This is a genomic window from Streptomyces sp. 12E (genome assembly GCF_055633275.1).
Genome location: NZ_JBVNCJ010000001.1, coordinates 1,725,631 through 1,750,004, shown reverse-complemented (window position 1 = coordinate 1,750,004; position 24,374 = coordinate 1,725,631). Strand labels below are relative to the sequence as shown.

General features: G+C 72.0%; 20 protein-coding genes and 1 pseudogene. 17 read left to right on the top strand and 4 right to left on the bottom strand.

Translation table 11 applies throughout. From position 1 onward, the window contains the following. Nucleotides 1-41 precede the first annotated feature (41 nt). Nucleotides 42-851, bottom strand: a complete 810-nt coding sequence (locus ACZ8ZB_RS08245) for an NAD-dependent epimerase/dehydratase family protein (protein WP_470737043.1) — start codon at nt 849-851, stop codon at nt 42-44. A 256-nt stretch (nt 852-1,107) separates the two neighbouring features. On the opposite strand from ACZ8ZB_RS08245, the gene ACZ8ZB_RS08240 reads away from it, so the two are divergent. Together ACZ8ZB_RS08240 and ACZ8ZB_RS08235 are read left to right on the top strand one after the other, a co-directional pair. Next, nucleotides 1,108-2,049, top strand: coding sequence for a 5-dehydro-4-deoxyglucarate dehydratase (locus ACZ8ZB_RS08240; RefSeq protein ID WP_470737042.1), 942 nt, complete (start codon nt 1,108-1,110; stop codon nt 2,047-2,049). Next, nucleotides 2,046-3,209: a hypothetical protein gene (locus ACZ8ZB_RS08235; protein ID WP_470737041.1), complete on the top strand. Its 1,164-nt coding sequence runs from the start codon at nt 2,046-2,048 to the stop codon at nt 3,207-3,209. The genes ACZ8ZB_RS08240 and ACZ8ZB_RS08235 overlap by 4 nt, the downstream gene beginning before the upstream one ends. 85 nt (nt 3,210-3,294) lie before the next feature. Here the strand turns inward: ACZ8ZB_RS08235 and ACZ8ZB_RS08230 are convergent, their stop codons facing one another. Then, nucleotides 3,295-4,527 carry an MFS transporter gene (locus ACZ8ZB_RS08230; protein ID WP_470737040.1) on the bottom strand — a complete coding sequence of 411 codons (1,233 nt, stop codon included), beginning with the start codon at nt 4,525-4,527 and terminating at the stop codon, nt 3,295-3,297. A gap of 132 nt (nt 4,528-4,659) precedes the next feature. Here ACZ8ZB_RS08230 and ACZ8ZB_RS08225 point away from each other — a divergent pair, with 132 nt between their 5' ends. From ACZ8ZB_RS08225 to ACZ8ZB_RS08155, 15 genes and pseudogenes are all read left to right on the top strand, one after another. Further along, on the top strand, nt 4,660-5,241 hold the full coding sequence (locus ACZ8ZB_RS08225; protein WP_470737039.1) for a TIGR03086 family metal-binding protein: 582 nt from the start codon (nt 4,660-4,662) through the stop codon (nt 5,239-5,241). Nucleotides 5,242-5,300: 59 nt separating this feature from the next. Then, a pseudogene (locus ACZ8ZB_RS08220) lies at nt 5,301-6,060 on the top strand (MBL fold metallo-hydrolase). 145 nt (nt 6,061-6,205) lie between these two features. Next, a complete protein-coding gene (locus ACZ8ZB_RS08215; protein ID WP_470737038.1) occupies nt 6,206-6,892 on the top strand; it encodes a GntR family transcriptional regulator in 687 nt (228 codons plus the stop codon). After that, nucleotides 6,889-7,797 (top strand): dihydrodipicolinate synthase family protein, encoded by a 909-nt coding sequence (locus tag ACZ8ZB_RS08210; protein WP_470737037.1) that lies wholly within the window; start codon nt 6,889-6,891, stop codon nt 7,795-7,797. The genes ACZ8ZB_RS08215 and ACZ8ZB_RS08210 overlap by 4 nt, the downstream gene beginning before the upstream one ends. Continuing rightward, entirely contained in the window at nt 7,794-9,515 is a 1,722-nt protein-coding gene (gene araD, locus ACZ8ZB_RS08205) for an L-arabinonate dehydratase (RefSeq protein ID WP_470737036.1), read from the top strand. Before ACZ8ZB_RS08210 ends, araD begins: the two co-directional genes overlap by 4 nt. Nucleotides 9,516-9,610: 95 nt before the next feature. Then, nucleotides 9,611-10,543: a carbohydrate ABC transporter permease gene (locus ACZ8ZB_RS08200; protein ID WP_470737035.1), complete on the top strand. Its 933-nt coding sequence runs from the start codon at nt 9,611-9,613 to the stop codon at nt 10,541-10,543. After that, nucleotides 10,540-11,436: a carbohydrate ABC transporter permease gene (locus tag ACZ8ZB_RS08195; protein ID WP_470737034.1), complete on the top strand. Its 897-nt coding sequence runs from the start codon at nt 10,540-10,542 to the stop codon at nt 11,434-11,436. Before ACZ8ZB_RS08200 ends, ACZ8ZB_RS08195 begins: the two co-directional genes overlap by 4 nt. After that, entirely contained in the window at nt 11,433-12,614 is a 1,182-nt protein-coding gene (locus ACZ8ZB_RS08190; protein WP_470737033.1) for a Gfo/Idh/MocA family protein, read from the top strand. Before ACZ8ZB_RS08195 ends, ACZ8ZB_RS08190 begins: the two co-directional genes overlap by 4 nt. Further along, a complete protein-coding gene (locus ACZ8ZB_RS08185; RefSeq protein WP_470737032.1) occupies nt 12,611-13,456 on the top strand; it encodes a DUF6807 domain-containing protein in 846 nt (281 codons plus the stop codon). Before ACZ8ZB_RS08190 ends, ACZ8ZB_RS08185 begins: the two co-directional genes overlap by 4 nt. Further along, entirely contained in the window at nt 13,453-14,985 is a 1,533-nt protein-coding gene (locus ACZ8ZB_RS08180) for a glycoside hydrolase family 43 protein (RefSeq protein ID WP_470737031.1), read from the top strand. Before ACZ8ZB_RS08185 ends, ACZ8ZB_RS08180 begins: the two co-directional genes overlap by 4 nt. A gap of 73 nt (nt 14,986-15,058) precedes the next feature. Then, a complete protein-coding gene (locus tag ACZ8ZB_RS08175) occupies nt 15,059-16,417 on the top strand; it encodes an ABC transporter substrate-binding protein (protein ID WP_470737030.1) in 1,359 nt (452 codons plus the stop codon). Nucleotides 16,418-16,562: 145 nt separating this feature from the next. Further along, the gene (locus ACZ8ZB_RS08170) at nt 16,563-17,357 is read left to right on the top strand and encodes a rhamnogalacturonan acetylesterase (protein ID WP_470737029.1); all 795 of its coding nucleotides are present in this window, start codon (nt 16,563-16,565) and stop codon (nt 17,355-17,357) included. A 33-nt stretch (nt 17,358-17,390) separates the two neighbouring features. After that, nucleotides 17,391-18,725: a pectate lyase family protein gene (locus ACZ8ZB_RS08165; RefSeq protein WP_470737028.1), complete on the top strand. Its 1,335-nt coding sequence runs from the start codon at nt 17,391-17,393 to the stop codon at nt 18,723-18,725. A gap of 73 nt (nt 18,726-18,798) precedes the next feature. Next, nucleotides 18,799-19,920, top strand: a complete 1,122-nt coding sequence (locus ACZ8ZB_RS08160; RefSeq protein ID WP_470737027.1) for a pectinesterase family protein — start codon at nt 18,799-18,801, stop codon at nt 19,918-19,920. Continuing rightward, nucleotides 19,904-20,980 (top strand): dienelactone hydrolase family protein, encoded by a 1,077-nt coding sequence (locus tag ACZ8ZB_RS08155; RefSeq protein WP_470737026.1) that lies wholly within the window; start codon nt 19,904-19,906, stop codon nt 20,978-20,980. The genes ACZ8ZB_RS08160 and ACZ8ZB_RS08155 overlap by 17 nt, the downstream gene beginning before the upstream one ends. Here ACZ8ZB_RS08155 and ACZ8ZB_RS08150 read toward each other — a convergent pair. Both ACZ8ZB_RS08150 and ACZ8ZB_RS08145 read right to left on the bottom strand, forming a co-directional pair. Continuing rightward, complete coding sequence (locus ACZ8ZB_RS08150; protein WP_470737025.1) at nt 20,961-23,180, bottom strand: glycoside hydrolase family 43 protein; 2,220 nt, start codon at nt 23,178-23,180, stop codon at nt 20,961-20,963. The two genes, ACZ8ZB_RS08155 and ACZ8ZB_RS08150, sit on opposite strands and share 20 nt — an antisense overlap. A gap of 304 nt (nt 23,181-23,484) precedes the next feature. Beyond that, nucleotides 23,485-24,315 (bottom strand): pectate lyase, encoded by an 831-nt coding sequence (locus tag ACZ8ZB_RS08145; protein WP_470737024.1) that lies wholly within the window; start codon nt 24,313-24,315, stop codon nt 23,485-23,487. Nucleotides 24,316-24,374: the final 59 nt, after the last annotated feature.

Sequence of the window (24,374 nt, the reverse complement as noted above, 5' to 3'; positions counted from 1 at the left end):
CCCGCCGTGGGATGCGTCGATTTCCCGCCGGATTCCCGCCGTCAGTACGGCCAGACGGGCGGGTCGGTGACGAAGTGGCCGCCCAGGCAGGCGTGCGCCGGATCGTCCGGGTCCAGCTCGCCCTGCTCGGCGATCAGCTTCTCGGCGTACGGCTCGGAGTCGTCCTGCGGGTCGTAGCCGAGAGCCCGCGCGGAGGTGAGGTCCCACCACAACCGGGTGTTGGCGGAGGAGCCGTGGACGACGGTGTGGCCGACGTTCTCGGCGGTCAGGGCGGCGTGGAAGAGGCGGGCGCCGTCGGCGGGGCTCATCCACACCGAGAGCATGCGCACACTGGTCGGCTCGGGGAAGCAGGAGCCGATGCGTACGGAGACGGTCTCCAGGCCGTGCTTGTCCCAGTAGAGCTGGGCGAGGTCCTCGCCGAAGCACTTGGACAGGCCGTAGAAGGTGTCGGGGCGGCGCGGGGTGTCGGTCGGGATGAGGGGGTCGTCGCCCCGCGGGCGCGGGGTGTAGCCGACGGCGTGGTTGGAGGAGGCGAAGACGATGCGGCCGACGCCCTCCTCGCGGGCGGCCTCGTACAGGTGGTACGTGCCCTCGATGTTGGCGCTGAGGATCTTCTCGAACGAGGCCTCCAGGGAGATGCCCGCGAGGTGGATGACCGCGTCGACGCCGCGGACCGCCTCGCGCACGGCGTCCTTGTCGGCGAGGTCCGCGACGATCGCGTCCGGTTCGCCGTCGACGGGGCGCAGGTCGAGCAGGCGCAGGTCGTAGCCGTAGTCCGGGAGCAGGCCCCGCATCAGCGTGCCGAGGCCGCCGGCGGCGCCGGTGAGCAGAACGGTGCGGGGAGCGGGCATCCTCGGGTCTCCTTGCAGCGCCGGCCGTGGCGCCCGGACAGGGGAATCCATACATGTGGGCGCACGGCATTCATATGCGTGGACACGCTAAGGAGATGGGGCGCGGCGCGTCAAGTATTCCGCGACTTCCTGTGGAACGGAAGAATCCGCTGGTGTGTGGCGGGGTGCGGTGCTTGACCGGGGTCCACGGGGCGTCTTAGCGTGAACATGTTCAGAGATATGGACGTCAATCAGGAATATGGACCTGGGAGAGCTTGTGACGCCAGCCCCTCTCGCCGACCGACTCGGTGCCCCCAGCGGGCCGTTGTTCTTCCCGGTCACCGCCTACGGCCCCGACGGCGCCGTCGATCTCGACACCTACCGGCTCCACGTGCGGCGCGGGGTGGAGGCCGGTGCCGCCGCCGTGTTCGCCTGCTGCGGCACCGGGGAGTTCCACGCGCTGACGCCGGAGGAGTTCGAGCTGTGCGTGTCGGCCGCGGTGGAGGCCGTCGACGGGCGCGTCCCGGTCGTCGCGGGCGCCGGCTACGGCACCGCGCTCGCGGTCCGCTACGCCCGCATCGCCGAGCGCGCCGGGGCCGACGGGCTGCTCGCGATGCCGCCGTACCTGGTCAAGGCCGCGCAGGAGGGACTGCTGCGGCACTACCGGCAGGTGGCCGCCGCGACCTCCCTGCCGGTCATCGTCTACCAGCGCGACAACGCCGTCTTCACCCCCGGGAGCGTCGTCGAACTGGCCCGCACCGAGGGCGTCGTCGGCCTCAAGGACGGCCTCGGCGACCTCGACCTGATGCAGCGGACCGTCAGCGCCGTACGCGCCGAGGGCCCCGGCGACTTCCTGTACTTCAACGGGCTGCCGACCGCCGAACTGACCCAGCCCGCCTACAACGGCATCGGCGTCACGCTCTACTCGTCCGCGGTGTTCTGCTTCGCGCCCGAGATCGCCCTCGCCTGCCACACCGCCTTCCGCACCGGCGACACGGCCACCGCGCACCGCCTGATCGACGGCTTCTACCGGCCGTTCGTCGAACTGCGCGCCAAGGGCAGCGGCTACGCCGTCTCCCTCGTCAAGGCCGGCGTACGCCTGCGCGGCCTCGACGTGGGGGAGGTGCGGCCACCGCTGCACGAACCGGCCGGGGATCATGTCAAGCAGCTCGCTCAGCTGATCGAGCGGGGACACGCACTGCTCGAGGAGGGCCGGTGAAGGCGTCGGCGTTCGTCTACCCCTGGGACGTCAACGGGGACCCGGAGGCGCCCGCGCGGATCGCCGCGCTCGGCACGGCGCAGGCGACGCTCGCCTCCGCCTACCACTCCACCCGCGCGCTGACCCCGCGCCACCCGCGCCACCGCGTCGTCACCGCCGAACACGCGGCCGTGCTCTATCCGCCGGGGGAGCACTGGGCGGATCGCACCCCGCGCCCGTACCCGGCGGGGGACTGGGCGCCCGGCGACGCCTTCGGCGAGGCCGCCGCCGCGCTCGCGGACGCGGGCCTGGAGGTGCACACCTGGGTGGTGCTCGCGCACAACTCCCGTCTCGGCGCGGAGCATCCGGAGACCTCGGTGGTCAACGCCTACGGCGACCGCTACCCCTGGGCGCCGTGCGTCGCCCAGCCCGCCACACGCGCGTACCTGACCGGCCTCGCCGCGGAGGCGGCGGTGCGGCCCGGGGCGCGCGGCACCGAGCTGGAGTCCCTCGGCTGGTACGGGCTGGCCCACCTGCACGCCCACGACAAGACCGCCGGGGTCGGCCTCGGGGATGCCGGGCAGTACCTGATGTCCCTGTGCTTCTGCCCGTCCTGCCACGAGGGCTACGGGGCCCGCGGCCTGGACGCCGACGCGCTCGCCGCCGCCGTACGCGCCGCGCTGGAACCGGTGTGGCGGGGGGCGCCCTCCGACGGGGGCTGGGCGGGCGTCGAGAAGCTCCTCGACGAGGAGACGGCGAACGCCACGCGCGCCTGGCGCGACGAAACGGCCCGCACGCTCCAGGAGGCCGCGGTCGCCGCCGTACGGCGGGCCGCTCCCGAGGGCTTCCAGGTCCTCCTGCACGCGGACCCGGTCTCGTACCACTGCGGCGCCAACGCCGGCGTGGACCCGGCCCACATCCTCTCCGTCGCCGACGGAGTGGTCGTGCCCTGCACGGGAGGCGCCGGGCCGCTGACGCCGTTCGCGCGGGAAGGCCGCGAGGGCGCCGTCCTCGCGGCCAACTTCACGGTGGTCTCCGGTATGGGCGGCAGCCCCGCCACCCTCGCGGCCGACGCGGCGGAGGCCCGCCGCCTGGGCGCCACGGAACTGCGCCTGTACCACGCGGGGCTGGCGTCGGACGGGGACCTGGACGCGGTGCGGTCGGCGTTGACGGCGCTCTGACGGGGCGCGGCCCGCCGACCCGGGCCGGTCCAGCGGCAGGGGCACGCCGACGGCGGCCCGGCCGGCACGGGCACGGGCGGCCGCGTCACGTGCGGTCGGTGGCGGACGGTGCTCCGGTGGTGAGGTGGCCGGGGCCCGCCGGGGTCCGCAGCAGCGTCGCCGCCGTTACCGCCAGGGCGGCCCCGAGCACGGCCAGCGGCAGCCGGTGGCCGACGTGTTCGACCAGGGCCGCGCCCGCCGCCAGGCCGAGGACGTTCGGCGTGTACACCAGGGTGTTGGAGGTGGCGGTGACCCGCCCCAGCAGCGGACCCGGGGTCTCCTGCTGCACGGCGGTCAGCGTGGCGATCAGTACGGCGGGCAGGCCCGCGCCGATCGCCGCGCTGCACGCCCACGCCAGCTGGTCGTCCGGCACCGCGCGCAGCGCCACCGCGACGGCCAGTAGGGCGATGCCGTACGCCGCGAAGCGCCGTGCGCCGAGCCGGCGCAGGGCCGGACCGGAGAGCAGGCCGACCAGGACCGACCCCGCGCCCTGCACCGCGTACAGCACCCCGGCGTAGGCGGGGGAGTGGCTGAGGGCGTCGACCACGGCGTACACCATGGCCCCGCTCACCCCCGCGCACAGCATGGTGGCGCCGCCCGCCAGCACCAGAGGGCGCAGTACGGGATGCGCCCACAGATGACGGACGCCCTCGGCGGTCCGCCCCCGCGCGCCGCCCCTCGAGGGCTCGGGCCGATCCTCGCGCACCCGCAGAAACGCGTACACGACCGTGGCGAGCAGAAAGGTGACCGAGTCCAGCACGGCGACGCCCGCCCCGCCGTACGCCGCGTAGAGGCCCGCCCCCGCCGGCGGGGCCAGCAGTTTCATGCCCTCGTCGGCGGTCATCCGCAGCCCGTTGAAGTCACCGAGCAGGGACCGGTCCACGGCCGTGGCGATCAGCGCCGACTCGGCAGCGTCATGGACGACACCGACCGCGCCGTACACGAACAGCACCGCGTACAGCAGCCACAGCCCGCGAGGCGAGTCCACGGTGCAGAGGCCGAGCAGCAGCACCGCCATGAGCAGGCTCGTACCGATCAGCAACGGCCGGTGGCGCACCCGGTCGGCCAGGGTGCCCAGCAGCGGCCCGGCCAGGGTCGGCGCCCACATCGCCAGCAGGCACAGGGCCGCGAGACCGTCCGAGCCGGTGAGGTCCTTCACCCACATACCCGAGGCCAGCCACAGCGCGGAGGTGCCGAAGCCGGAGACCACCACTCCGGTGAGGCAGAGGCCCGCATTGCGGTCCCGTACCACGCGGGCCAGCGTCCATGTCGTCGCCATGCCTGCTCATCGTGGGCCTAAGGACCCTCCGTGGGGATCGGGCAGGTGCCTTAGAAGGAGGGCCGCCGAGCGATGAGTTCCGCGGGGCCGGCCGTTCCGTCTCCCAGGACCACCGTCAGAAGGAGCAGCCCGATGACCGACACCCCTCTCGACCTCGGACCGCAGGCCCGGATCGTGGCGCGCCTCGCCGAGGGCGTCACCGACGAACAGCCGGCGGACGGGACCCCCTGTCCGCAGTACGCGGTACGGAACATGCTGGGCCACCTCCTCGGGCTGGCCGTCGCCTTCCGGGACGCGGGCCGCAAGGACCTGGGCGTCACCACGGACACCAGCCCGGACGCCGCCGTGCCCGACATCGGGCCGGGCCGGCGCGAGGAGTTGCCCAAGGTGCTCGACGAGCTCGTCGAGGCCTGGCGGGGCCCGGCGGCCTGGACCGGCACGACCCGCGCGGGCGGCGTGGACCTGCCGGGCGAGGTCGCCGGCGCCGTCGTCACCTACGAACCGGTGATCCACGGCTGGGACCTGGCCCGCGCGACCGGACAGGCCTACGCGCCCGACCTCGTCGCGCTGGAGGCCACGCACGCCTTCCTCCCGGCCGCCGCCGAGGACCCCGACCGGGCCGGCGTCTTCGGCCCCGTCCCGCCCGACGCCCCGCTCCTGGACCGGACGGTCGGGCTGAGTGGCCGGGACCCGGGCTGGACGCGATTCGCGTGAAGGACGAGGCCCGCGTAATGCAGGCGCGCGGGCCGGGTAGCGCTCCATAGCCTCCCCGCATGCCTTCCGATCTCACCCTCACCGTCCTCGGCACCGCCTCCCCGCACCCCGGCCCCGACCGCCCCGGCTCCGGGTACCTCCTGTGGGGTGATGGCGCCGAGGTGTGGGTCGACGCGGGGTTCGGGACGTTCACCGAGTTGCGGCTGCACACGGATCCGGCGCGTGTCGACGCCGTATGGATCTCCCATCTGCACGCCGACCACAGCGCCGATCCGCTCGCCGCCGTGTACGGCCTCGCGTACGGCGGGCTCACTCCGCCCGCGCCGCTCCTCGTCCATGCGCCGGCTGACCGCGCGCAGCGCCTGGCCGGGTTCCTCGGGCGCCCCGACGCCGGTTTCCTCAGCGGCACATTCGACTTCCGGCCGCTGTACGAAGGGCAGACCGTCCGGCGCGGCGGCCTGGCCCTCACCTCCCCCGCGGTCGTCCACGACATCGAGGCCCACGGGCTGCGCGCCGAGTGCGCGGGGCGCGTCCTCGCCTGCTCCGGGGACAGCGGACCGTGCGCCGCCCGCACCGGACCCGCCCGCGACGCCGACCTGTTCCGCCGCGAGGCGGACATCACCGGGCATCGCGACAGCGAACGGGTCCACCTGGCGTCCGAGGACACCGGTGACACCGCCCGGCGGGCGGGCGCGCGTGGACTCCCGGTCACCCGCGCCGACCCCACGCTCACCCCCTGAGGAGGAGGCCGCCCGGGCCGCCCCCGTCTCCGGCGGACCCGCCGCCGCCGCCCGGGAGGGCCGCACGCACGCCGTGTGAGGCGACAGAAACTTTCTGTGTCAGAAGCATTGACGAAACCTTGGGGCGCTCCTACGGTCATCGCGTCGTACTTCGTACGTCATATATGAGACGCGATACGCGAGATCCGATACACGAGATCCGACGCGAGATCCGAGAGGCGCGCATGACCTCTGTGCCCACGCCGATCCCCTCCCGCACGCAGTACGTGCTGGAGGAGATCAAACGCCGCATACTGACCGGTCGGTTCACGCCGGGCCAGGCCCTGGTCGAGACCGACCTCGCCGCGCAGTTCGGGGTGTCCAAGACCCCGGTGCGCGAGGCGCTCAAGACCCTGGCCGGCACCGGTCTGGTCGTGATGAGCCAGTACAAGGGCGTCACGGTGCGCATGGTCGACGCGGACATGGCACGCGCGGTCTACGACGTGCGGCTGCTCCTGGAACCGGAGGCGCTCAAGCGCGCCGTGCGCCGCGGCGCCTCCCTGGACGCCGCACGCGACGCGCTGGCCCGGGCCGACGAGGCCGGTGACACGGCCGACCGGTCCCTGGCCAACCGCGCGTTCCACCGCGCCCTCTACGTGCCCTGCGGCAACCCGCTGCTGGGCCGGATGCTCGACGAGGTCCGCGACCAGGCCGCCCTCGTCTCGGCCGTCGCCTGGGCCGCCGACCCCTCCTGGGAACGGGAGGCGAGCGAGCACCGCGAGATCCTGCGGCTCGCGCTCGACGGGGACGCGGACGGCGCGGCCCGCGCCCTGTACTCGCACATCGCGTCGTTCGTGCGACGGGCCTTCCCCGAAGTCGAAGCGGACTTCGAGGCGGCCCCGGAAGCCAAGAAAGAGGACGGTCAGGCATGACAACGACGTTCGAGACCCAGCGGGCGGCCCTGGCCGACGTGGTGGCGATCCCGGTGACCCCGTTCGCCGAGGACGGCTCCGTCGACCCAGGCACCTACCGGGCCCTGCTGCGTCGTCTCCTCGACGGTGGCATCACGACCCTCACCCCCAACGGCAACACCGGGGAGTTCTACGCCCTGACCCCCGACGAGCGCCGGCTGGTCACCGAGCTGACCGTCGAGGAGGCCGGCGGCCGCTCGGTGATCCTGGTCGGCGTGGGCCACGACGTGCCCACCGCCGTCGCCTCCGCACGGCACGCCCGTGACCTCGGCGCGCAGATGGTGATGGTGCACCAGCCCGTCCACCCCTACGTCTCCCAGAGCGGCTGGGTCGACTACCACCGCGCGATCGCCGAGGCCGTGCCCGAGCTGGGTGTCGTCCCCTACATCCGCAACGCCCAGCTCACCGGCGCCCGGCTCGCCGAACTCGCCGACGCCTGCCCCAACGTGATCGGCGTGAAGTACGCCGTGCCGGACGCGGCGAAGTTCGCCGCCTTCGCCCGGGACGCGGGACTCGAACGGTTCGTGTGGGTCGCGGGGCTCGCCGAGCCGTACGCCCCCTCCTACTTCTCGGCCGGCGCCACCGGTTTCACGTCCGGTCTGGTCAACGTCGCCCCGTCCGTCTCGCTGAACATGATCGAGGCGCTGCGCTCCGGTGACTACCCGACCGCCATGAAGGTGTGGGAGCAGATCCGCCGCTTCGAGGAACTGCGCGCCGCCAACGGCTCCGCCAACAACGTCACCGTCGTCAAGGAGGCCCTCGCCTCCCTCGGCCTGTGCCGCCGCGAGGTCCGCCCGCCGAGCAGGCCGCTGCCCGAGAGCGAGCGCGCCGAGGTCGCCGCCATCGCCGCGGGGTGGTCGATATGAAGTCCCCCGAGCAGCTCCGCAGCCACCAGTGGTACGGCACCGACGGCCTGCGCTCCTTCAGCCACCGCGCCCGCACCCGCCAGCTCGGCTACCTGCCCGAGGAGCACCTGGGCAAGCCCGTCATCGCGATCCTCAACACCTGGTCCGACATCAACCCCTGCCACGTCCACCTGCGCGACCGCGCGCAGGCCGTCAAGCGGGGCGTCTGGCAGGCGGGCGGTTTCCCGCTGGAGTTCCCGGTCTCCACCCTCAGCGAGACCTTCCAGAAGCCGACCCCCATGCTCTACCGCAACCTCCTCGCCATGGAGACCGAGGAGCTGCTGCGCTCCTACCCGGTCGACGGCGCCGTGCTGATGGGAGGCTGCGACAAGTCCACGCCCGCCCTGCTGATGGGCGCCGCCAGCGCCGACCTGCCCACCGTGTTCGTGCCCGCAGGGCCCATGCTGCCCGGGCACTGGCGCAACGAGGTCCTCGGTTCCGGCACCGACATGTGGAAGTACTGGGACGACAAGCGGGCCGGCGTCATCGGCGACTGCGAGATGCAGGAGCTGGAGAGCGGCCTGGCCCGCTCGCCCGGCCACTGCATGACCATGGGCACGGCGTCCACGCTGACCGCCGCCGCCGAGGCCCTCGGCGTCACGGTCCCGGGCGCGTCCAGCATCCCGGCCGTCGACTCCGGACACGACCGGATGGCCGCCAAGGCGGGGATGACGATCGTCGGCCTGGTCCACAAGGACCGCAGGCTGAGCGACATCCTCACCGCGGACGCCTTCGAGGACGCGGTCACGACCGTCCTCGGACTCGGCGGCTCCACCAACGCCGTCATCCACCTGATCGCCATGGCCGGACGCGCGGGCGTCAAGCTCACCCTCGACGACTTCGACCGCATCGCCCGCACCGTCCCGGTGCTGGCCAACGTGCGGCCCGGCGGCCGGAAGTACCTGATGGAGGACTTCCACTTCGCGGGCGGACTGCCCGGGTTCCTCTCCCGGATCCCGGACCTGCTCCACCTGGAGCGTCCCACCGTCTGCCACGACACGATGCGCGAGCAGATCGCCGGCGCGCAGGTGCACGACGACGACGTCATCCGCCCCCGGGACAACCCGGTCGCGGCCGAGGGCGGGGTCGCCGTACTGCGCGGCAACCTCTGCCCGGACGGCGCCGTCATCAAGCACATCGCCGCCGAACCGCACCTGCTGAAGCACACCGGCCGCGCCGTCGTCTTCGACGACTACAAGCAGATGCAGCGGACCATCAACGACCCGGCGCTGGACATCACCGCCGACAGCGTGCTGGTCCTGCGAGGCGCCGGTCCCAAGGGCGGCCCGGGCATGCCCGAGTACGGGATGCTGCCGCTGCCCGACCACCTGCTCAAGCAGGGGGTGCGGGACATGGTGCGGATCTCCGACGCCCGGATGAGCGGGACGAGTTACGGCGCGTGCGTCCTGCACGTCGCCCCCGAGTCGTACGTCGGCGGACCGCTCGCCCTGGTGCGCACCGGTGACTCGATCACCCTCGACGTCGAGAACCGCATCCTCCGGCTCGACGTCGACGACGAGGAGCTTCAGCGCCGCCGGGCGCAGTGGACACCGCCGCCCGTGCGCTACGAGCGCGGCTACGGCGCGCTCTACAACGAGCAGATCACGCAGGCCGACACCGGCTGCGACTTCGAGTTCCTCGCCCGCCCGGGCACGGTCCAGGACCCGTACGCCGGCTGACCGGCCGCACGTCCGGACCTCGCACACATACGAAGAAAGCGCTTCACCCGCTCACGCACCACACAGCAAGACGTACCGAGAAACGGAGAACAGTCATGGCCCATGCCGCAGCCGTGGCGAAACCGCCCAGGCCACCCCGGCGGCGCCGTGCCTCCGCCACGCCCCGCAAGCTCCCGTACCTGCTGATCGGGCCGGCCGCCCTGCTGATGCTGGGCTTCATCGCCTACCCGGTCATCAGCGTCTTCTACTACAGCCTGCAGAACTACAACCCCACCAAGCCCTGGCGGAACGGCTACGCGGGCTTCGACAACTTCACCCACATCTTCACCGAGGACCCGCTGTTCTGGGACACCCTCGTCTTCAGCGCCAAGTGGGTCTTCGTCGAGGTCGGACTGCAGCTGCTGTTCGGCCTGGCCCTCGCCCTCATCGTCAACCAGACCTTCGTCGGCCGCGCCCTGGGCCGCGCCATGGTCTTCTCGCCGTGGGCCGTCTCCGGCGTGCTGACCTCCGCGATCTGGGTGCTGCTCTACAACTCGCAGACCGGTATCACCCGTTACCTCGCGGACATGGGCATCGGCGACTACGGCGTCAGCTGGCTGTCGGACACCTCCACCGTCTTCCCCGCCGTGGTCGTCGCCGACCTGTGGCGCGGTGTCCCCTTCTTCGCGATCCTCATCCTCGCCGACCTCCAGTCCGTCTCGAAGGACCTCTACGAGGCCGCCGAGGTCGACGGGGCCAGCCGCATCAAGCAGTTCTGGCACATCACGCTGCCGCACCTGAAGGACGCCATCATCCTGTCCACGCTGCTGCGCGCGGTGTGGGAGTTCAACAACGTCGACCTGCTCTACACGCTGACCGGCGGCGGACCCGCGGGCGAGACCACGACACTGCCGCTGTACATCGCCAACACCTCGGTGGACGCGCACAACTTCGGCTACGCGTCGGCCCTGACCACGGTCGCGTTCCTCATCCTGCTCTTCTGCTCGATGGTCTACCTGCGGCTGAGCAAGTTCGGAGGCGAGAAGTGATCACCAAAGAGGCCCCCCTGGCCGCCCCCGCCCCCGCGCGCACCACCCCCGAGCCGCCCCGGCCGGCCAAGAAGCGCCGGGCCTGGGACGAGGCGCCGCGCTGGCAGATCTACCTGCCGCTGGGCATCTACCTCGTCTTCACCCTCATCCCCTTCTACTGGATCCTGCTCTTCGCGCTCCGCCCGGCCGGCTCGACCTCGCTCGTGCCCTGGCCGATGACCTTCGTCCACTTCGAGAAGGTCTGGACGGACCGAAGCTTCGGCACCTTCTTCTACAACAGCGTGCTGGTCGGCGTCGCCACCCTGATCATGACGACGCTGGTCGCCCTGGCCGGCGGCTACGCCCTCGCCCGGTTCGACTTCAAGATCAAGCGGGCCTTCATGCTCGCCCTGCTCTGCTCCCAGTTCGTGCCCGGCGCGCTGCTCCTGGTCCCGCTGTTCGAGATCTTCGCCGAACTGCAGATGATCAACTCCCTCGGCAGCGTCATCATCGCCGAGACGGTCTTCCAGCTGCCGCTGTCGATCATCCTGATCAGCAACTTCATCAAGAACGTGCCGTACTCCCTGGAGGAGGCCGCCTGGGTCGACGGCTGCAACCGTTTCAAGGCCTTCCGGGTGGTCGTCCTGCCGCTGCTGCGGCCCGGTCTGATCGCCGTCGGCTCCTTCGCCTTCGTCCACTCCTGGAACCACTTCCTGTTCGCCCTGATGTTCCTCAACAACCAGGAGAAGCAGACCATCCCGGTCGGCCTCAACACCCTGATGAGCGCGGACAGCGTCGACCTCGGCGCGCTCGCCGCGGGCGGCATCATCGCGGCCGTCCCCGTCGTGATCGTGTTCGCCTTCATCCAGAAGTGGCTGATCACCGGGTTCAGCGCGGGGGCGGTGAAGGGATGACCCCACCTCGGACCGTGCCCGACGCCCCGCTGCCCGTCGTCCTCGCCGGCGCCCGCGGCCACGGCCGCTGGCACGTGGCGAACATCCGCCGCCTCGAAGCGGAAGGACTCGTGAGGCTTGCCGGGATCTGCGAGCTCACCCCGCTCACCGAGGACGAGTTCGGCGGTGAACTCCCCGAGCAGTCCGCCGACTTCGGCGCACTGCTGGAGTCCACCGGCGCCCGGATCGCGGTGATCTGCACCCCGATCCCGACCCACACCGACCTCGCCCTCGCGGCGGCCGAGCGGGGCGTGCACATCCTGCTGGAGAAGCCGCCGGCGCCGTCGTACGCCGAGTACCGGCGGATGGCCGACGGGGTCGCCGCGGCCCAGGTGGCCTGCCAGATCGGCTTCCAGTCGCTGGGCTCGCACGCCGTGCCCGCGATCCGCGAGCTGGTCGCCGAGGGCGCCGTCGGCCGGGTGACGGGGATCGGCGGAGCCGGCGCCTGGGTGCGGCCCGAGGAGTACTTCCGGCGGGCGCCCTGGGCGGGCCGGCGCCGGCTGAACGGCGTCGACGTGGTCGACGGGGCGCTCACCAACCCGCTCGCCCACGCCGTCGCCACCGCCCTCGCGCTCGCCGGGAGCACCCGCGCCGAGGACGTCGCCGGCATCGAGACCGAGCTGCTGCGCGCCAACGACATCGAGTCCGACGACACCTCCTGCGTGCGGATCACCACCGCGCGGGGCGGTTCGGTCACCGTCGCCGCGACCCTGTGCGCGGAGCGGGCGGACGAGCCGTACGTCATGGTGCACGGCAGCAGCGGCCGGATCACCTTCTGGTACAAGCAGGACCGCGTCCTGCTCCAGCGCGCGGGCCGCGGCCCGGAGGAGACGCTGTTCGGCCGCACCGACCTGCTGGAGAACCTCGTCGCCCACCTCACCGACGGCACCCCCCTGCTGGTCACCCCGGACGAGACGGGCGCCTTCATGCAGGTCGTCGAGGCGATCCGCGAGGCCCCCGACCCGGTCCCGCTGCCCGACGGCGTCTGGCGGCACGTGCCCGGTGAGAACCGCCGGGTGGTGCCCGGTGTCGACGGTCTCGTCGCGGCCGCCGCCGACACCCTGTCCCTCTACTCCGAGCTGGGCGCCTCCTGGGCCCTGCCCGCCCACCACCTGCCGAAAGAGGTGAGCATCCGATGACCGGCGACGACTCCGTGGTGCTGCGCGTCGCGGGCCGGCCCGTCGGCCGGTACGTCACCCGGCCCGAACTGCCGGCCCGGCTCTCCCCGCGGCCGTACCTGCACCCCGTCACCACCCTGGCCGGCACGGCGGTCACCGAGCTGAGCCCCGCCGACCACGCACACCACCTCGGCGTCGGTGTCGCCGTTCCCGATGTCGAGGGGTTCAACTTCTGGGGCGGACGCACCTACGTCCGCGATCAGGGACCCACCGAGCTCGACAACCACGGCTCCCAGCGGCACACCGCCTACCAGCTGCGCGACCCCGACGGGTTCGTCGAGGAGCTGCGCTGGACGGCCGCGCCGGGCGAGCTGCTGCGCGAGCGCCGCACGGTCGCCGTCACCGAGCTCACGGGGGCCGCCTGGGCGCTGGACTTCACCTTCTCCCTCACCAACGTCACGGGCGCGCCGCTCTCCATCGGCAGCCCCGCCACCAACGGCCGCCCCGGGGCCGCGTACGGCGGCTTCTTCTGGCGGGCCCGCAAGGAGGAGACGGCCCCGGACGTCTTCACCGACCGCGCCGAGGGCGAGGGCGAGGCGCACGGCCGGCCGGCCGACTGGATCGCGCTCGCCGGGTCCACCTGGACGCTCGTCTTCGCGGGGGCCACCGAACAGACCCGGCAGGACCCCTGGTTCGTCCGCACCGCCGAGTACCCGGGCGTCGGCTCCTCCCTCGCCCACGCCGCACGGCTGCCCCTCCCGGCCGGCGGGACGGTGGTCCGCCGGATCGTCACCGTCGTCGCCGACGGCCGCCTCGACCGGAGCGCCGCCGCCGCCCTGGTCCGCAAGGCGGTGAGCCCATGACCGCCGGGCGGACCGAGACCACCTACCGCAACCCGGTCCTGAACGCCGACTGGTCCGACCCGGACGTGATCCGCGTCGGCGACGACTTCTACCTGACCGCCTCCAGCTTCGGCCGCGCCCCCGGACTGCCCCTGCTGCACTCCCGCGACCTGGTCAACTGGACCCTCGTCGGCCACGCCCTCGAACGGCTGGAGCCGGAGAGCGAGTTCACCACGCCCCGGCACGACTGCGGGGTCTGGGCCCCGTCCCTGCGCCACCACGACGACCGGTTCTGGATCTTCTGGGGCGACCCCGACCAGGGTATCTTCCAGGTCAACGCCCCCGAGATCCGCGGCCCCTGGACCCGGCCGCACCTGGTGAAGGCCGGCAAGGGGCTGATCGACCCGTGCCCCCTGTGGGACGACGAGACCGGCGAGGCCTACCTCGTGCACGCCTGGGCCAAGTCCCGCAGCGGCGTCAAGAACCGCCTCACCGGCCACCGGATGCACCCCCACGGCACCGAACTCCTCGACGAGGGCAAGGTGATCGTCGACGGCGACCGCATCCCCGGCTGGTTCACCCTGGAAGGGCCCAAGCTCTACAAGCACGACGGCTGGTTCTGGATCCTCGCCCCCGCCGGGGGAGTGGAGACCGGCTGGCAGGGCGCCTTCCGCTCCCGCGCGTTCTTCGGACCGTACGAGGAGAAGGTCGTCCTGGAGCAGAAGGACACCGACGTCAACGGCCCCCACCAGGGCGGCTGGGTGCGCACCCCGTCCGGCGAGGACTGGTTCCTGCACTTCCAGCAGCGCGGACCGTACGGCCGTGTCGTGCACCTCCAGCCGATGGGCTGGGGCAGTGGGGGAGGCTGGCCGGTGATCGGGCACCACGGCGCCCCCGTCGCCGAGCACCGCCGCCCGGACCTGCCGCCGCAGCCGCCCGCCGCGCCGGCCACCGACGACGACTTCCCCGGCGGACGCCACGGCCGTCAGTGGCAGTGGACCGCCAACCCGAAGGAGGGCTGGACCACCCAGCACTCCGCCGACGGGTTGCGGCTGACCTGCGTCCGCTCCGCCGACGCGCACGACCTGCGCACCCTGCCCCACGTTCTCACCCAGCGGCTGCCCGGCACCCCGTGCACCGTCGAGGTGGAGCTGCGGCTCGACAGCGAGGAACCCGGGGCGCGCGCCGGACTCGCCGTCCTCGGGGACGCCTACTGCTGGATCGGGCTCCAGCGCGGCGCGGACGGCACGGTGCACCTGGTGCACCGGTTCGCCGAGACGGTCGCGGACAGGGAACGCGACGCCGACCACCCGAGGCCCGCTCCCGGCGGCCGGGCCCTGCTGCGCGTCGACATCGGCGCCGGGGCACGCTGCCGCTTCTCCTGCGACACCGGGGACGGCTTCCGCCCCTCCGGCCAGGTCTTCGCCGCCACCCCCTGGCGCTGGGTCGGAGCCCTGCTCGGCCTGGTCGCCGTGGCCCCCACCGGTCAGGGACACGCCGGCGCCGCCACCTTCACGCGGTTCCGGATCAGCCCCTCGGCGTACGGCTGAACACCGCCGTACGCCCTCGACCGACCCCCCACAACTTCATAGTCCGTTGGATCCAGAAGAAGAGAGCCGACCAATGAAGATCAGCATTCTCAGAAACAGCAAGGGCGGACGCCGGGCGTCGGCCGCCGTCGCCCTGGGGGCGGTGCTCGCCCTGACCACCACCGCCTGCGGTGACGACGGCAGCGGCGCGGGCGACGCCGGCGCCGAGGGCAGCGGCAAGGGCAAGATCGTCTTCTGGGACAACAACGGCGGTGTCCGCACCGAGATCTGGAAGGAGATCATCGCCGACTTCGAGAAGGCGAACCCGGACATCGACGTCCAGTACGTGGGCATCGCCTCCACCGAGTACCAGTCCAAGGTCGACACCGCCATCCAGGGCGGCGGCCTGCCGGACGTCGGCGGCATCAGCGCCTCGATGCTCGCGGGCTTCGCCGCCCAGGGCGCGCTCGACACGCTGGACTTCCGGCTGGCCAAGTCGCCGCTGAACGGCAAGCTCAACAAGGACATGATCGAGTCGCTGCGCGCCGCCGGCGGCGGGGACGACAAGCTGTACTCGATCCCGACCTCGGCGAACAACGGCGTCCTGTACTACCGCACCGACCTGTTCGAGAAGGCGGGCCTGGAGGAGCCGACCACCTGGGACCGGTTCTACGAGGCCGCCGAGAAGCTGACGAACAAGGGCAAGAACGAGTTCGGCTACACCATCCGCGGCGGCGCCGGCTCCATCGCCCAGGCCCTGGACGCCATGTACGGGCAGTCCGGCATCACCTCGTTCTGGGACTCCTCCGGCAAGAAGACCACGGTCAACGACCCGAAGAACGTCGAGGCCCTGGAGAAGTACGCGGGCCTGTTCAAGAAGGCCACCCCCGCGGCCGACCTGAACAACGACTTCACCAAGATGGTCGCGCAGTGGGACTCCGGCACGATCGGCATGCTGAACCACAACCTCGGTTCGTACCAGGACCACGTCAAGGCGCTCACCACCGACAAGTTCCGGGGCATCCCGCAGCCGACCGGCCCCGGCGGCAAGCGGGTCCAGGTCTCCAACCCGGTCGACGGCGTCGGCCTGTTCAAGAGCTCCAAGAACAAGGAGGCCGCCTGGAAGTTCATCGAGTTCGCCACGTCGGCGGAGTCGAGCTCGAAGTTCAACGAGTCGGCCGGTCAGGTGCCCGCGCACGCGGACGCCGCGAAGGACGAGTGGATCAGCAAGGCGGAGCCCACGAAGCTGGCCGCGGAGGCGCTGAGCGACGGTTCCACGACCATCGTCCAGCTGCCGTACTACCTGCCGGACTGGAACACGATCTCCAAGGCGGACAACGAGCCGAACTTCCAGAAGGTCCTGCTCGGGGACATGAGCGCGAAGGAATTCCTGAACACGATGGCCGAGCAGCTGAACGAGGCGCAGGCCGAGTGGCAGGAGCAGATGGGCTGATCGGCGGTTTCGCCGGGGGCGGCCCGTCCGGTTCCGCCGCGGGCCGTCCCCGACTGATCGCACCCACGCGGCGAAGCCGCGGATCGATACACTCCCGCCCCCTTTGGGGCGCTCCCGCCGCCCCTCCCGTGGAAAGGCACAGCTCGTGTCACTCACGCGCAGACAGGTCGGTGTCGCCGGGCTCGGCGTGCCCCTCGCACTCGCCATGACCGGGACCGCGCAGGCCGGCCCGAGGCGCCGCCGCACCCTCCACATCGCCGGTGATTCCACCGCCGCCCAGAAGTACGCCGACGCCGCGCCCGAGACCGGGTGGGGGACGGCGTTGCCCTTCCTGCTGCACCGGCACCTCGCCGTCGCCAATCACGCCGTGAACGGGCGGAGTTCCAAGAGCTTCGTCGACGAGGGGCGGCTCGAGGCGATCCTCTCCTCGATCCGGCCCGGCGACTTCCTCCTCGTCCAGTTCGCGCACAACGACGAGAAGTCCGCCGACCCCACCCGCCACACCGAGCCCTGGTCGACGTACCAGGAGTACCTGCGGATGTACGTCGACGGGGCCCGGGCCCGCGGGGCGCGGCCCGTGCTGGCCACCGCCGTGGAGCGGCGGCGGTTCGACGCGGACGGGCGTGCCGTGCCGAGCCACGGGGAGTACCCGGCGGCGATGCGGGCGCTGGCCGCCGAGGAGCGGGTCGCGCTGCTCGACGTCCAGGCGCTGTCGCTGGCGTTGTGGCAGGAGCTCGGGGCCGAGGAGACCAAGAAGTACTTCAACTGGACGGCGACCGAGCAGGACAACACGCACTTCGATCCGCCGGGCGCGATCGCCGTGGCGCGGCTGGTCGCCCGGGAGCTGCTGCGCACCCGGGTGCTCGCACCGCGCGACGTGCGCCGGCTCGACGCGGAGATACCCCGGTCGTGGATCACCTGGCCGGAGGCCGTCGCGTAACACCCCTGGACCATGGAAAAGGAGAGCCGCACCATGAGCACATTTGGATGGCATGGGCATGCCATGGTGAGAGCCGCCTCGCTGGCCGGCTGCACCGCCCTCGTACTGGCCCTGACCGGCACCGGCGCCCAGGCGCACTCCCCGTCGCACCACCACCGTGACCCCGCCCGGCAGACGCTGGGCGCGGGCGACGGCTGGGCCTCCTACGGCGCCGGCACCACCGGAGGCGCCGCCGCCGACCGCGAGCACGTCCACACCGTGCGCACCTGGGCCGAGTTCAAGGCGGCCCTGGCGGCCGGCGGAGACGCACCGAAGATCATCAAGGTGAAGGGGACCATCGACGCGGTCTCCGAGGGCTGCGAGGCGTTCGCCGCGCCCGGCTACGACTTCGACGCCTACCTGGAGGCGTACGCGCCGGAGACCTGGGGTCTGGAACAGGACCTGAGCGCCGAGCCGGACGACAGCCCGGAGGGGCTGCGCAGGGCCTCCGCCGCCGCCCAGGACGCCGCCATCAAGGCGAACGTCCCCTCCAACACCACGATCATCGGGGTCGGCCGGAACGCCGGCATCAAGGGCGCCAGCCTGCAGATCAAGGGCGTGGACAACGTCATCGTCCGCAACCTCACCCTCGAGAGCCCGATCGACTGCTTCCCGCAGTGGGACCCGACCGACGGCAGCCGGGGCAACTGGAACTCCGAGTACGACACCGCCGTCGTCCACGGCTCCACCCACGTCTGGCTGGACCACAACACGTTCACCGACGGCGAGCACCCCGACAGCGAGGCGCCCACCTACTTCGGCATGCTGTACCAACAGCACGACGGAGAGCTGGACATCGTCCGGGGCGCCGACTACGTCACCGCCTCCTGGAACGTCTTCACCGAGCACGACAAGACGATCCTCATCGGCAACAGCGACGGCGAGTCCACCGCCGTCGGCGACCGGGGCAGGCTGAAGGCCACCTTCCACCACAACCTGTTCTCGGACCTGGTCGAACGCGCGCCCCGCGTCCGCTTCGGGCAGGTCGACGTGTACAACAACCACTTCGTGGCGAAGGACGGCTACGCCTACAGCTTCGGCGTCGGCAAGGAGTCCCAGCTCGTCGCCGAACACAACGCGTTCACCCTGGCGAAGGGCATCAGCCCGGCGAAGATCCTCAAGCGGTGGAACGACTCGCCGGTCACCGCCGCGCACAACCTGGTCAACGGCAAGCGGGTCGACCTGATCGCCGTGCACAACGCGGAGATCCCGGCCGAGACCCTGCGGTCCGGCGCCGGGTGGACGCCCACCCTGCGTGCCGCCGTCCACCCGGCCCGGGCCGTCCCGGCCCTGGTGAAGCACGGCGCGGGCGCCGGCCGCATCCGCTGACGCCTCCCCCTCCCCGACAGCCGGGCCGGTGCGGCCCGCACCGGCCCGGCCCCGTCACCCATGGAGCACCCGTATGTCCTCGCCCCTGTCCCGAAGGAACTTCCTGTTCGCCGGCGCCACGGCCTCCGCCGCGCTCGCCCTGTCCGCCGCCCCGGCACGGGCGGGCCACCGGCCCCGCCGCCCGTTCGGCCGGTACGGCTCACCGTCCGCCCGGCTCACCCCGGGGACCCTGTACGTCCACCCGCGCGGCGCCGGCGACTTCACGAGCGTCCAGGCCGCCGTCACCGCCGCGACCGGCACCGGACGCATCCTCGTCATCGCCCCGGGCGCCTACCGCGAGACGGTCTCCGTCGACGCCGACCGCACCGACATGACCTGGCTCGGCGCCTCCGAGGACCCCCGTGACGTGGTGATCGTCTACGACAACGCGGCCGGCACCCCCAAGCCGGACGGCTCCGGCACCCACGGCACCTCCGGCTCGGCCACCACCACCGTGCGCCCCGACGGCTTCACCGCCCGCTGGATCACCTTCGCCAACGACTGGCTGCGTACCGACCTCCCCGGCACCAGCGGCACCCAGGCCGTCGCCCTCAAGGTGCAGGGGGACCGCAGCGCCTTCACCCACTGCCGGTTCCTCGGCCACCAGGACACCCTGTACGCCGACTCCCCGTCCCTGGACACCTTCGCCCGCCAGTACTTCGCCCACTGCTACGCCGAGGGCGACGTCGACTTCGTCTTCGGCCGGGCCACCGCCGTCTTCGAACACTGTCACTTCCGCACCCTGGTCCGCCCCGACCTCACGGCCGCGCCGTACGGTTTCGTCTTCGCGCCCTCCACCGCCGGCGCCAACCCCCGCGGCTACCTGGTCACCCGCAGCAGGATCAGCAGCGAGGCCCCCGACGGCTACTACAAGCTGGCCCGGCCCTGGGTGCCCAGCTCCGACCGCACCGCCCGCCCGATGCTCACCGTCCGGGAGACCCGGCTCGGCGCCGGCATCGACGCGGTCGCGCCGTACACCGACATGGCGAGCGGTCACCCCTGGCAGGACCAGCGCTTCGCCGAGTACCGCAACACCGGCCCGGGAGCCGTGATCACCGTGCCCGGGAACCGTCCCCAGCTCACCCGCGCGGAGGCCGCCTCGCACACCCGGGAGACGTACCTCGGCGATTGGCGACCGTATGCTCACCGCCGGTGACCTGCCCGGATTCCACACGGCGCTCAAGGACGAGCTGACCTTCCCGCTCGCCTGGGGCACCTCGCCGGTCCGGGACTTCGACGCGTGGCGGCGCACGGCCCGCGCGGTGGTCGAGGAGCACCTCCTCGTCGACCGGCAGGACGGGACGCCGTACGCCCCGGAGTCCGCCGCCCGTTCGGACGGCGACGGGTACACGCGGGAGCTGGTCACCCTCTCCCTCACCCGCTACGGACGGGTCCGCGGCGCCCTGCTCACCCCGCGGGGCGCCGGCCCGTTCCCGGCGGTCCTGCTGCTGCACGACCACGGGTCCCGGTTCGACATCGGCAAGGAGAAGGGAGTCCGGCCCTGGTACGACGACACCCGCCTCGCCTCCGCCGAGGAGTGGGCCGGCCGGTACTTCGACGGGCGCTTCGTCGGCGACGAACTGGCCCGGCGGGGACATGTGGTGTTCTGCCCGGACGCGCTCGGCTGGGGTGAACGCGGTCCTCTGGTCTACGAGCGGCAGCAGGCGCTGGCGAGCAACCTCTACCACCTCGGCTCCTCGCTCGCCGGACTGCACGCCCGCGAGGACCAGCGGGCCGCGGCCTTCCTGGCCGGCCTGGACCGGGTGGACGCCGGCCGGGTCGCGGCCGTCGGCTTCTCCATGGGCGGCTACCGTGCCTGGCAGGTCGCCGCGCTCAGCGACCACGTCGCCGCCGCGGTCAGCGTGTGCTGGATGACGGGGCTCAAGGAGATGATGGTGCCCGGCAACAACACCCTGCGCGGGCAGTCGGCGTTCCACATGCTCCACCCCGGGCTCGCCCGGCACCTCGACGTCCCCGACGTGGCGAGCATCGCAGCGCCGAAGCCGATGCTGTTCTTCCACGGCGGGCGCGACGCCCTGTTCCCCGCCGACGGGGTGCGGGCCGCGTACGACAGGCTGCGGGCCGTCTGGCGCTCGTGCGGCGCCGAGGAGCGGCTGCGGCTGAAGACGTGGCCGGAGCGCGGCCACGTCTTCGACGCCGTGATGCAGGACGAGGCCTACGCCTGGCTGGAGTCGGTCACCGCCGCGCCGGCCTGACCGACTCCAGGGTCGGCACCACCGGCTCGATGCCGCCGTCGGCCGTGAACTCCAGCCGGTCGACGGTGGTTTCGCGATGCGTGCCGTCCCCGCCGGGCTTGCCGGGGCCGTTCAGCGCGAACCGGTGGTAGACGATGTACCAGTCGTCGGTGCCGGGGGTGTTGACCACGGAGTGGTGACCGGTGCCGAGGATGCCGTACTCGGGGCGCTTGGACAGGATCGTGCCCCGCTCGGTCCACGGGCCCAGCGGGGACGGACCGGTCGCGTAGGCCACGTGGTAGTCCTCGCTGCGGGTGTCGTCCTCGGACCACATGAAGTAGTAGGTCCCGTTCCTCTTCACTGTGAAGGAGCCCTCGCGGAAGTCACCCGGGGTGATGTCCTTCACCTGCGCGGCGTCGAAGGACACCATGTCGTCGTTGAGCGGGACCACGTAGCCGCGCCCGTTGCCCCAGTACAGGTACGACCGCCCGTCGTCGTCCGTGAACACGGCCGGGTCGATCATCTGACCGCTGAACTGTGTCTTCCCGATCAGCGGCTCGCCGAGCGCGTCCGTGAAGGGGCCGGCCGGGGAGTCGGCCACCGCGACGCCGATCTGCTGCTCGGCGCAGAAGTAGAAGTAGTACTTCCCGTCGCGTTCCGCGATCGCGGGCGCCCAGGCGTTCCTGTCGGCCCAGGACACGTCGGGCCCGAGGTCGAGGATCACCCCGTGGTCCTCCCAGTGGACCAGGTCCCTCGACGAGAACGCCTTGAACCGCGTACCGCCCCAGCCGGGGAAGCCGTCCGTGGTCGGGTAGATCCAGTACCGGCCGTCCATGTACCGCACGTCCGGGTCCGCGTACAGGCCCGGCAGCACGGGGCTGCGGGTGGGCACCGCCTCGACGGTCCAGGTGCGCCTGGTGCCGTCGGCGGCCGTCACCGTGTACGCCTGCGGCCTGCGGAAGTCGCGGCGCGCACCGGGCCGCGGGCTGACCGTCGCGCCCCCGGCCGGCCACAGCTTCGGCGCGAGGCGCCGCAGGTCCGCGTCCGGCTCCATCGGCAGCACGACCTTGCTCGTCCCCTCGCTAACGACGGCGTACCCCTTCTGGCCCGGGGCCGTGGCGTCCACGATCGACGTGGGGCTCTCCGGGTACGCGGCCAGCAGCCGGTCGTACTCCGCCTGTGTCACCGGTATCACCGTGCCGTGCCGCGGGCTCGTGGGCAGCTGGTAGTCCGTCGACGGGGTCCACTCGCCCGAGTCGAGGTCGGTGGTCTCGAACGGGAGGTAGCCCCGGCCGCCGTACTCGTCGATGAACAGGTACCACTTCTCCTCGGTGTTCGACTTGAACACCGTCGGCCCCTCGCCCCGGCTCATCGCGCCGCTGCCGATGCAGTCGGAGACGAAGTCGTAGGAGGTGTCGGTCAGCGAGGCCGACTTCTCGCCGGTGACGAACTTCGAGCAGGGCGAGCCGGAGGCCGGGTCGCGCTCGTCCTTGGTGTAGCGGTAGTACGTGCCCTCGTGCTCGACGACGGTCGAGTCGATGACCGAGTAGCCCGGGTCGTTCCAGACCTTCGGCTCGCTGAAGGTGCGGAAGTCCTCCGTGGTCGCGTACAGCATCCTGTTGTACGTCGAGCCGGTGTGCTCCGGGTCGTCGTCGGCGTACAGCTTGGACGCCCAGAAGACGACGTACGCGCCGAGCCCGTCGTCCCAGTAGGCCTCCGGGGCCCAGGTGTTGCCCGCGTTGTCCGGAGACACCTTCACCAGGCGCTGGTCGGTCCAGTGGACCAGGTCGGTGGACTCCCACACCATGATCGACCTGCTGCCGTGCCGCTGGACCTCGTCCCAGCTGCCGCTGCTGCCGCGGTACATCCGCAGGTCGGTGGCGATCATGTAGAACCGGTCGCCCTCGGGGGAGCGGATCACGAACGGGTCGCGCAGCCCCTTCTCGCCGGTGGTGGAGGTCAGCACCGGCTTCCCCGCGTTGAGTTCGCGCCAGTGCAGGGCGTCGTTGCCGCGGCTGAGGGCGTAGCGGATCTGCTCGCCGTCGGCGGTGCCCTCGCCGGTGAAGTAGGCGAAGAGGTAACCGGCGTACGGGGGCTTCTTCCCGGGTGGTGCTCCCGGGTGTGCGGTGCCCGGCGGGGCGGCGAGCAGGGCGAGGAGGAGGGCGAGGAGGAGGGCGAGGAACGGGACGAGAAGCGTGCGACGGGCGGTGTGGCGGCGCATGACACTTCCTGTCGGAGTCTGGGTGATTCTGTTGTTTCCCGGAGTGTCACCAGGGGGGTGCGGGGCGTCAACCGATGCGGGTGGGGTGCGGAGCGCCGAAAGTTTTCGGGTGTTTTCGCTGTTCGCAGGCTCGGACACAAGGCGGACGCCCCGCCGGGTGAACCGGCGGGGCGTCCTGGGCGGCGGCCCGGATGGGGGTCCGGACCGCCTGGGGGAACCGGCCGTCCGAGGGGGGCTCGGACGGTACCGGTCACCGGGCCGCCGGACGTCGAGACGGCGGCCCGGGGTCATGGGCCCGGAGGGATCACTTGTAGGTGATGTCCGAGGAGGAGAACTTGCAGTACTTCCCGTCGGCGCCGGAGCCGAGGTCCTTCGGCTCCTTGCCCGTGTTGTTGCCCTGGAAGCGGGTGCAGGTTTTGATCTTCTTCTTGCTGTCGCCCTGGATGCGGATCTGCGACAGCGTGGCGGTGTCGCCGTAGTTGGTGTTGATGCCGACGAGCGACTTGCCGGGCGCGACGACGTCGATGTCCTTCAGCACGATCGTGCGCTTGTACTGCGTCTTGCAGTTGCCGCAGGAGCGCACCAGCTTGCCGAAGTCCTCGACCCGGAAGCCGCTCACGGTCAGCGTGCCGGCGCCGTTGAACTGCAGCACCTTGTCGTCGGCCTTCTTCGCGCCGCCGCCGATCACCTTGTACTGGGCCGACGACGACTTGCCCTTGAAGCTGGCGGCGTCCTCGCCGACGTCCAGCCACCACACGTTCTGCAGGGTGCAGCTGCCCTTGCAGTGCACGCCGTCGGCGGCCGGGGTGCCGATGATCACGTTCTTCAGCGTGGCGCCGTCGGCCAGCTCGAAGATCGGGTCCTGGCCCTCGTCCTGGCCGTCGCCGCCGAGGGAGCCGGTGCCGTAGAACTTCTTCATGCCGCCGTCGTACGTCCCGGAGACCGGGACGGTCTTGGACACCGGCTTGCTGCCGGTGTCGGAGGGCCAGGCCGAGGCGGCGCCCGCGGTGGACAGCATCGTCGTGGTGACGATCGCCGCCCCCGTGATGCCGAGCGCGGAGACTCCGGCGATCACGGCCCGCCGCTTGGTGGTCCGGCGGCGGTGGGAGGCAGGCTGTTCGGGTCGTGCAGTCATGCGCAATGTCCTTGCGTGGAGAGGGTCTTTGCGCCTACAGGTCGCCGCCGCCGGGGAAA

What these genes read in the sequence shown, in the direction of transcription:
- ACZ8ZB_RS08245 (WP_470737043.1), bottom strand. Translation starts at nt 851, where the DNA reads ATGCCCGCTCCCCGCACCGTTCTGCTCACCGGCGCCGCCGGCGGCCTC.
- ACZ8ZB_RS08230 (WP_470737040.1), bottom strand. Translation starts at nt 4,527, where the DNA reads ATGGCGACGACATGGACGCTGGCCCGCGTGGTACGGGACCGCAATGCG.
- ACZ8ZB_RS08225 (WP_470737039.1), top strand. Translation starts at nt 4,660, where the DNA reads ATGACCGACACCCCTCTCGACCTCGGACCGCAGGCCCGGATCGTGGCG.
- ACZ8ZB_RS08215 (WP_470737038.1), top strand. Translation starts at nt 6,206, where the DNA reads ATGACCTCTGTGCCCACGCCGATCCCCTCCCGCACGCAGTACGTGCTG.
- ACZ8ZB_RS08210 (WP_470737037.1), top strand. Translation starts at nt 6,889, where the DNA reads ATGACAACGACGTTCGAGACCCAGCGGGCGGCCCTGGCCGACGTGGTG.
- araD (WP_470737036.1), top strand. Translation starts at nt 7,794, where the DNA reads ATGAAGTCCCCCGAGCAGCTCCGCAGCCACCAGTGGTACGGCACCGAC.
- ACZ8ZB_RS08200 (WP_470737035.1), top strand. Translation starts at nt 9,611, where the DNA reads ATGGCCCATGCCGCAGCCGTGGCGAAACCGCCCAGGCCACCCCGGCGG.
- ACZ8ZB_RS08190 (WP_470737033.1), top strand. Translation starts at nt 11,433, where the DNA reads ATGACCCCACCTCGGACCGTGCCCGACGCCCCGCTGCCCGTCGTCCTC.
- ACZ8ZB_RS08185 (WP_470737032.1), top strand. Translation starts at nt 12,611, where the DNA reads ATGACCGGCGACGACTCCGTGGTGCTGCGCGTCGCGGGCCGGCCCGTC.
- ACZ8ZB_RS08180 (WP_470737031.1), top strand. Translation starts at nt 13,453, where the DNA reads ATGACCGCCGGGCGGACCGAGACCACCTACCGCAACCCGGTCCTGAAC.
- ACZ8ZB_RS08175 (WP_470737030.1), top strand. Translation starts at nt 15,059, where the DNA reads ATGAAGATCAGCATTCTCAGAAACAGCAAGGGCGGACGCCGGGCGTCG.
- ACZ8ZB_RS08165 (WP_470737028.1), top strand. Translation starts at nt 17,391, where the DNA reads ATGAGCACATTTGGATGGCATGGGCATGCCATGGTGAGAGCCGCCTCG.
- ACZ8ZB_RS08160 (WP_470737027.1), top strand. Translation starts at nt 18,799, where the DNA reads ATGTCCTCGCCCCTGTCCCGAAGGAACTTCCTGTTCGCCGGCGCCACG.
- ACZ8ZB_RS08155 (WP_470737026.1), top strand. Translation starts at nt 19,904, where the DNA reads ATGCTCACCGCCGGTGACCTGCCCGGATTCCACACGGCGCTCAAGGAC.
- ACZ8ZB_RS08150 (WP_470737025.1), bottom strand. Translation starts at nt 23,180, where the DNA reads ATGCGCCGCCACACCGCCCGTCGCACGCTTCTCGTCCCGTTCCTCGCC.
- ACZ8ZB_RS08145 (WP_470737024.1), bottom strand. Translation starts at nt 24,315, where the DNA reads ATGACTGCACGACCCGAACAGCCTGCCTCCCACCGCCGCCGGACCACC.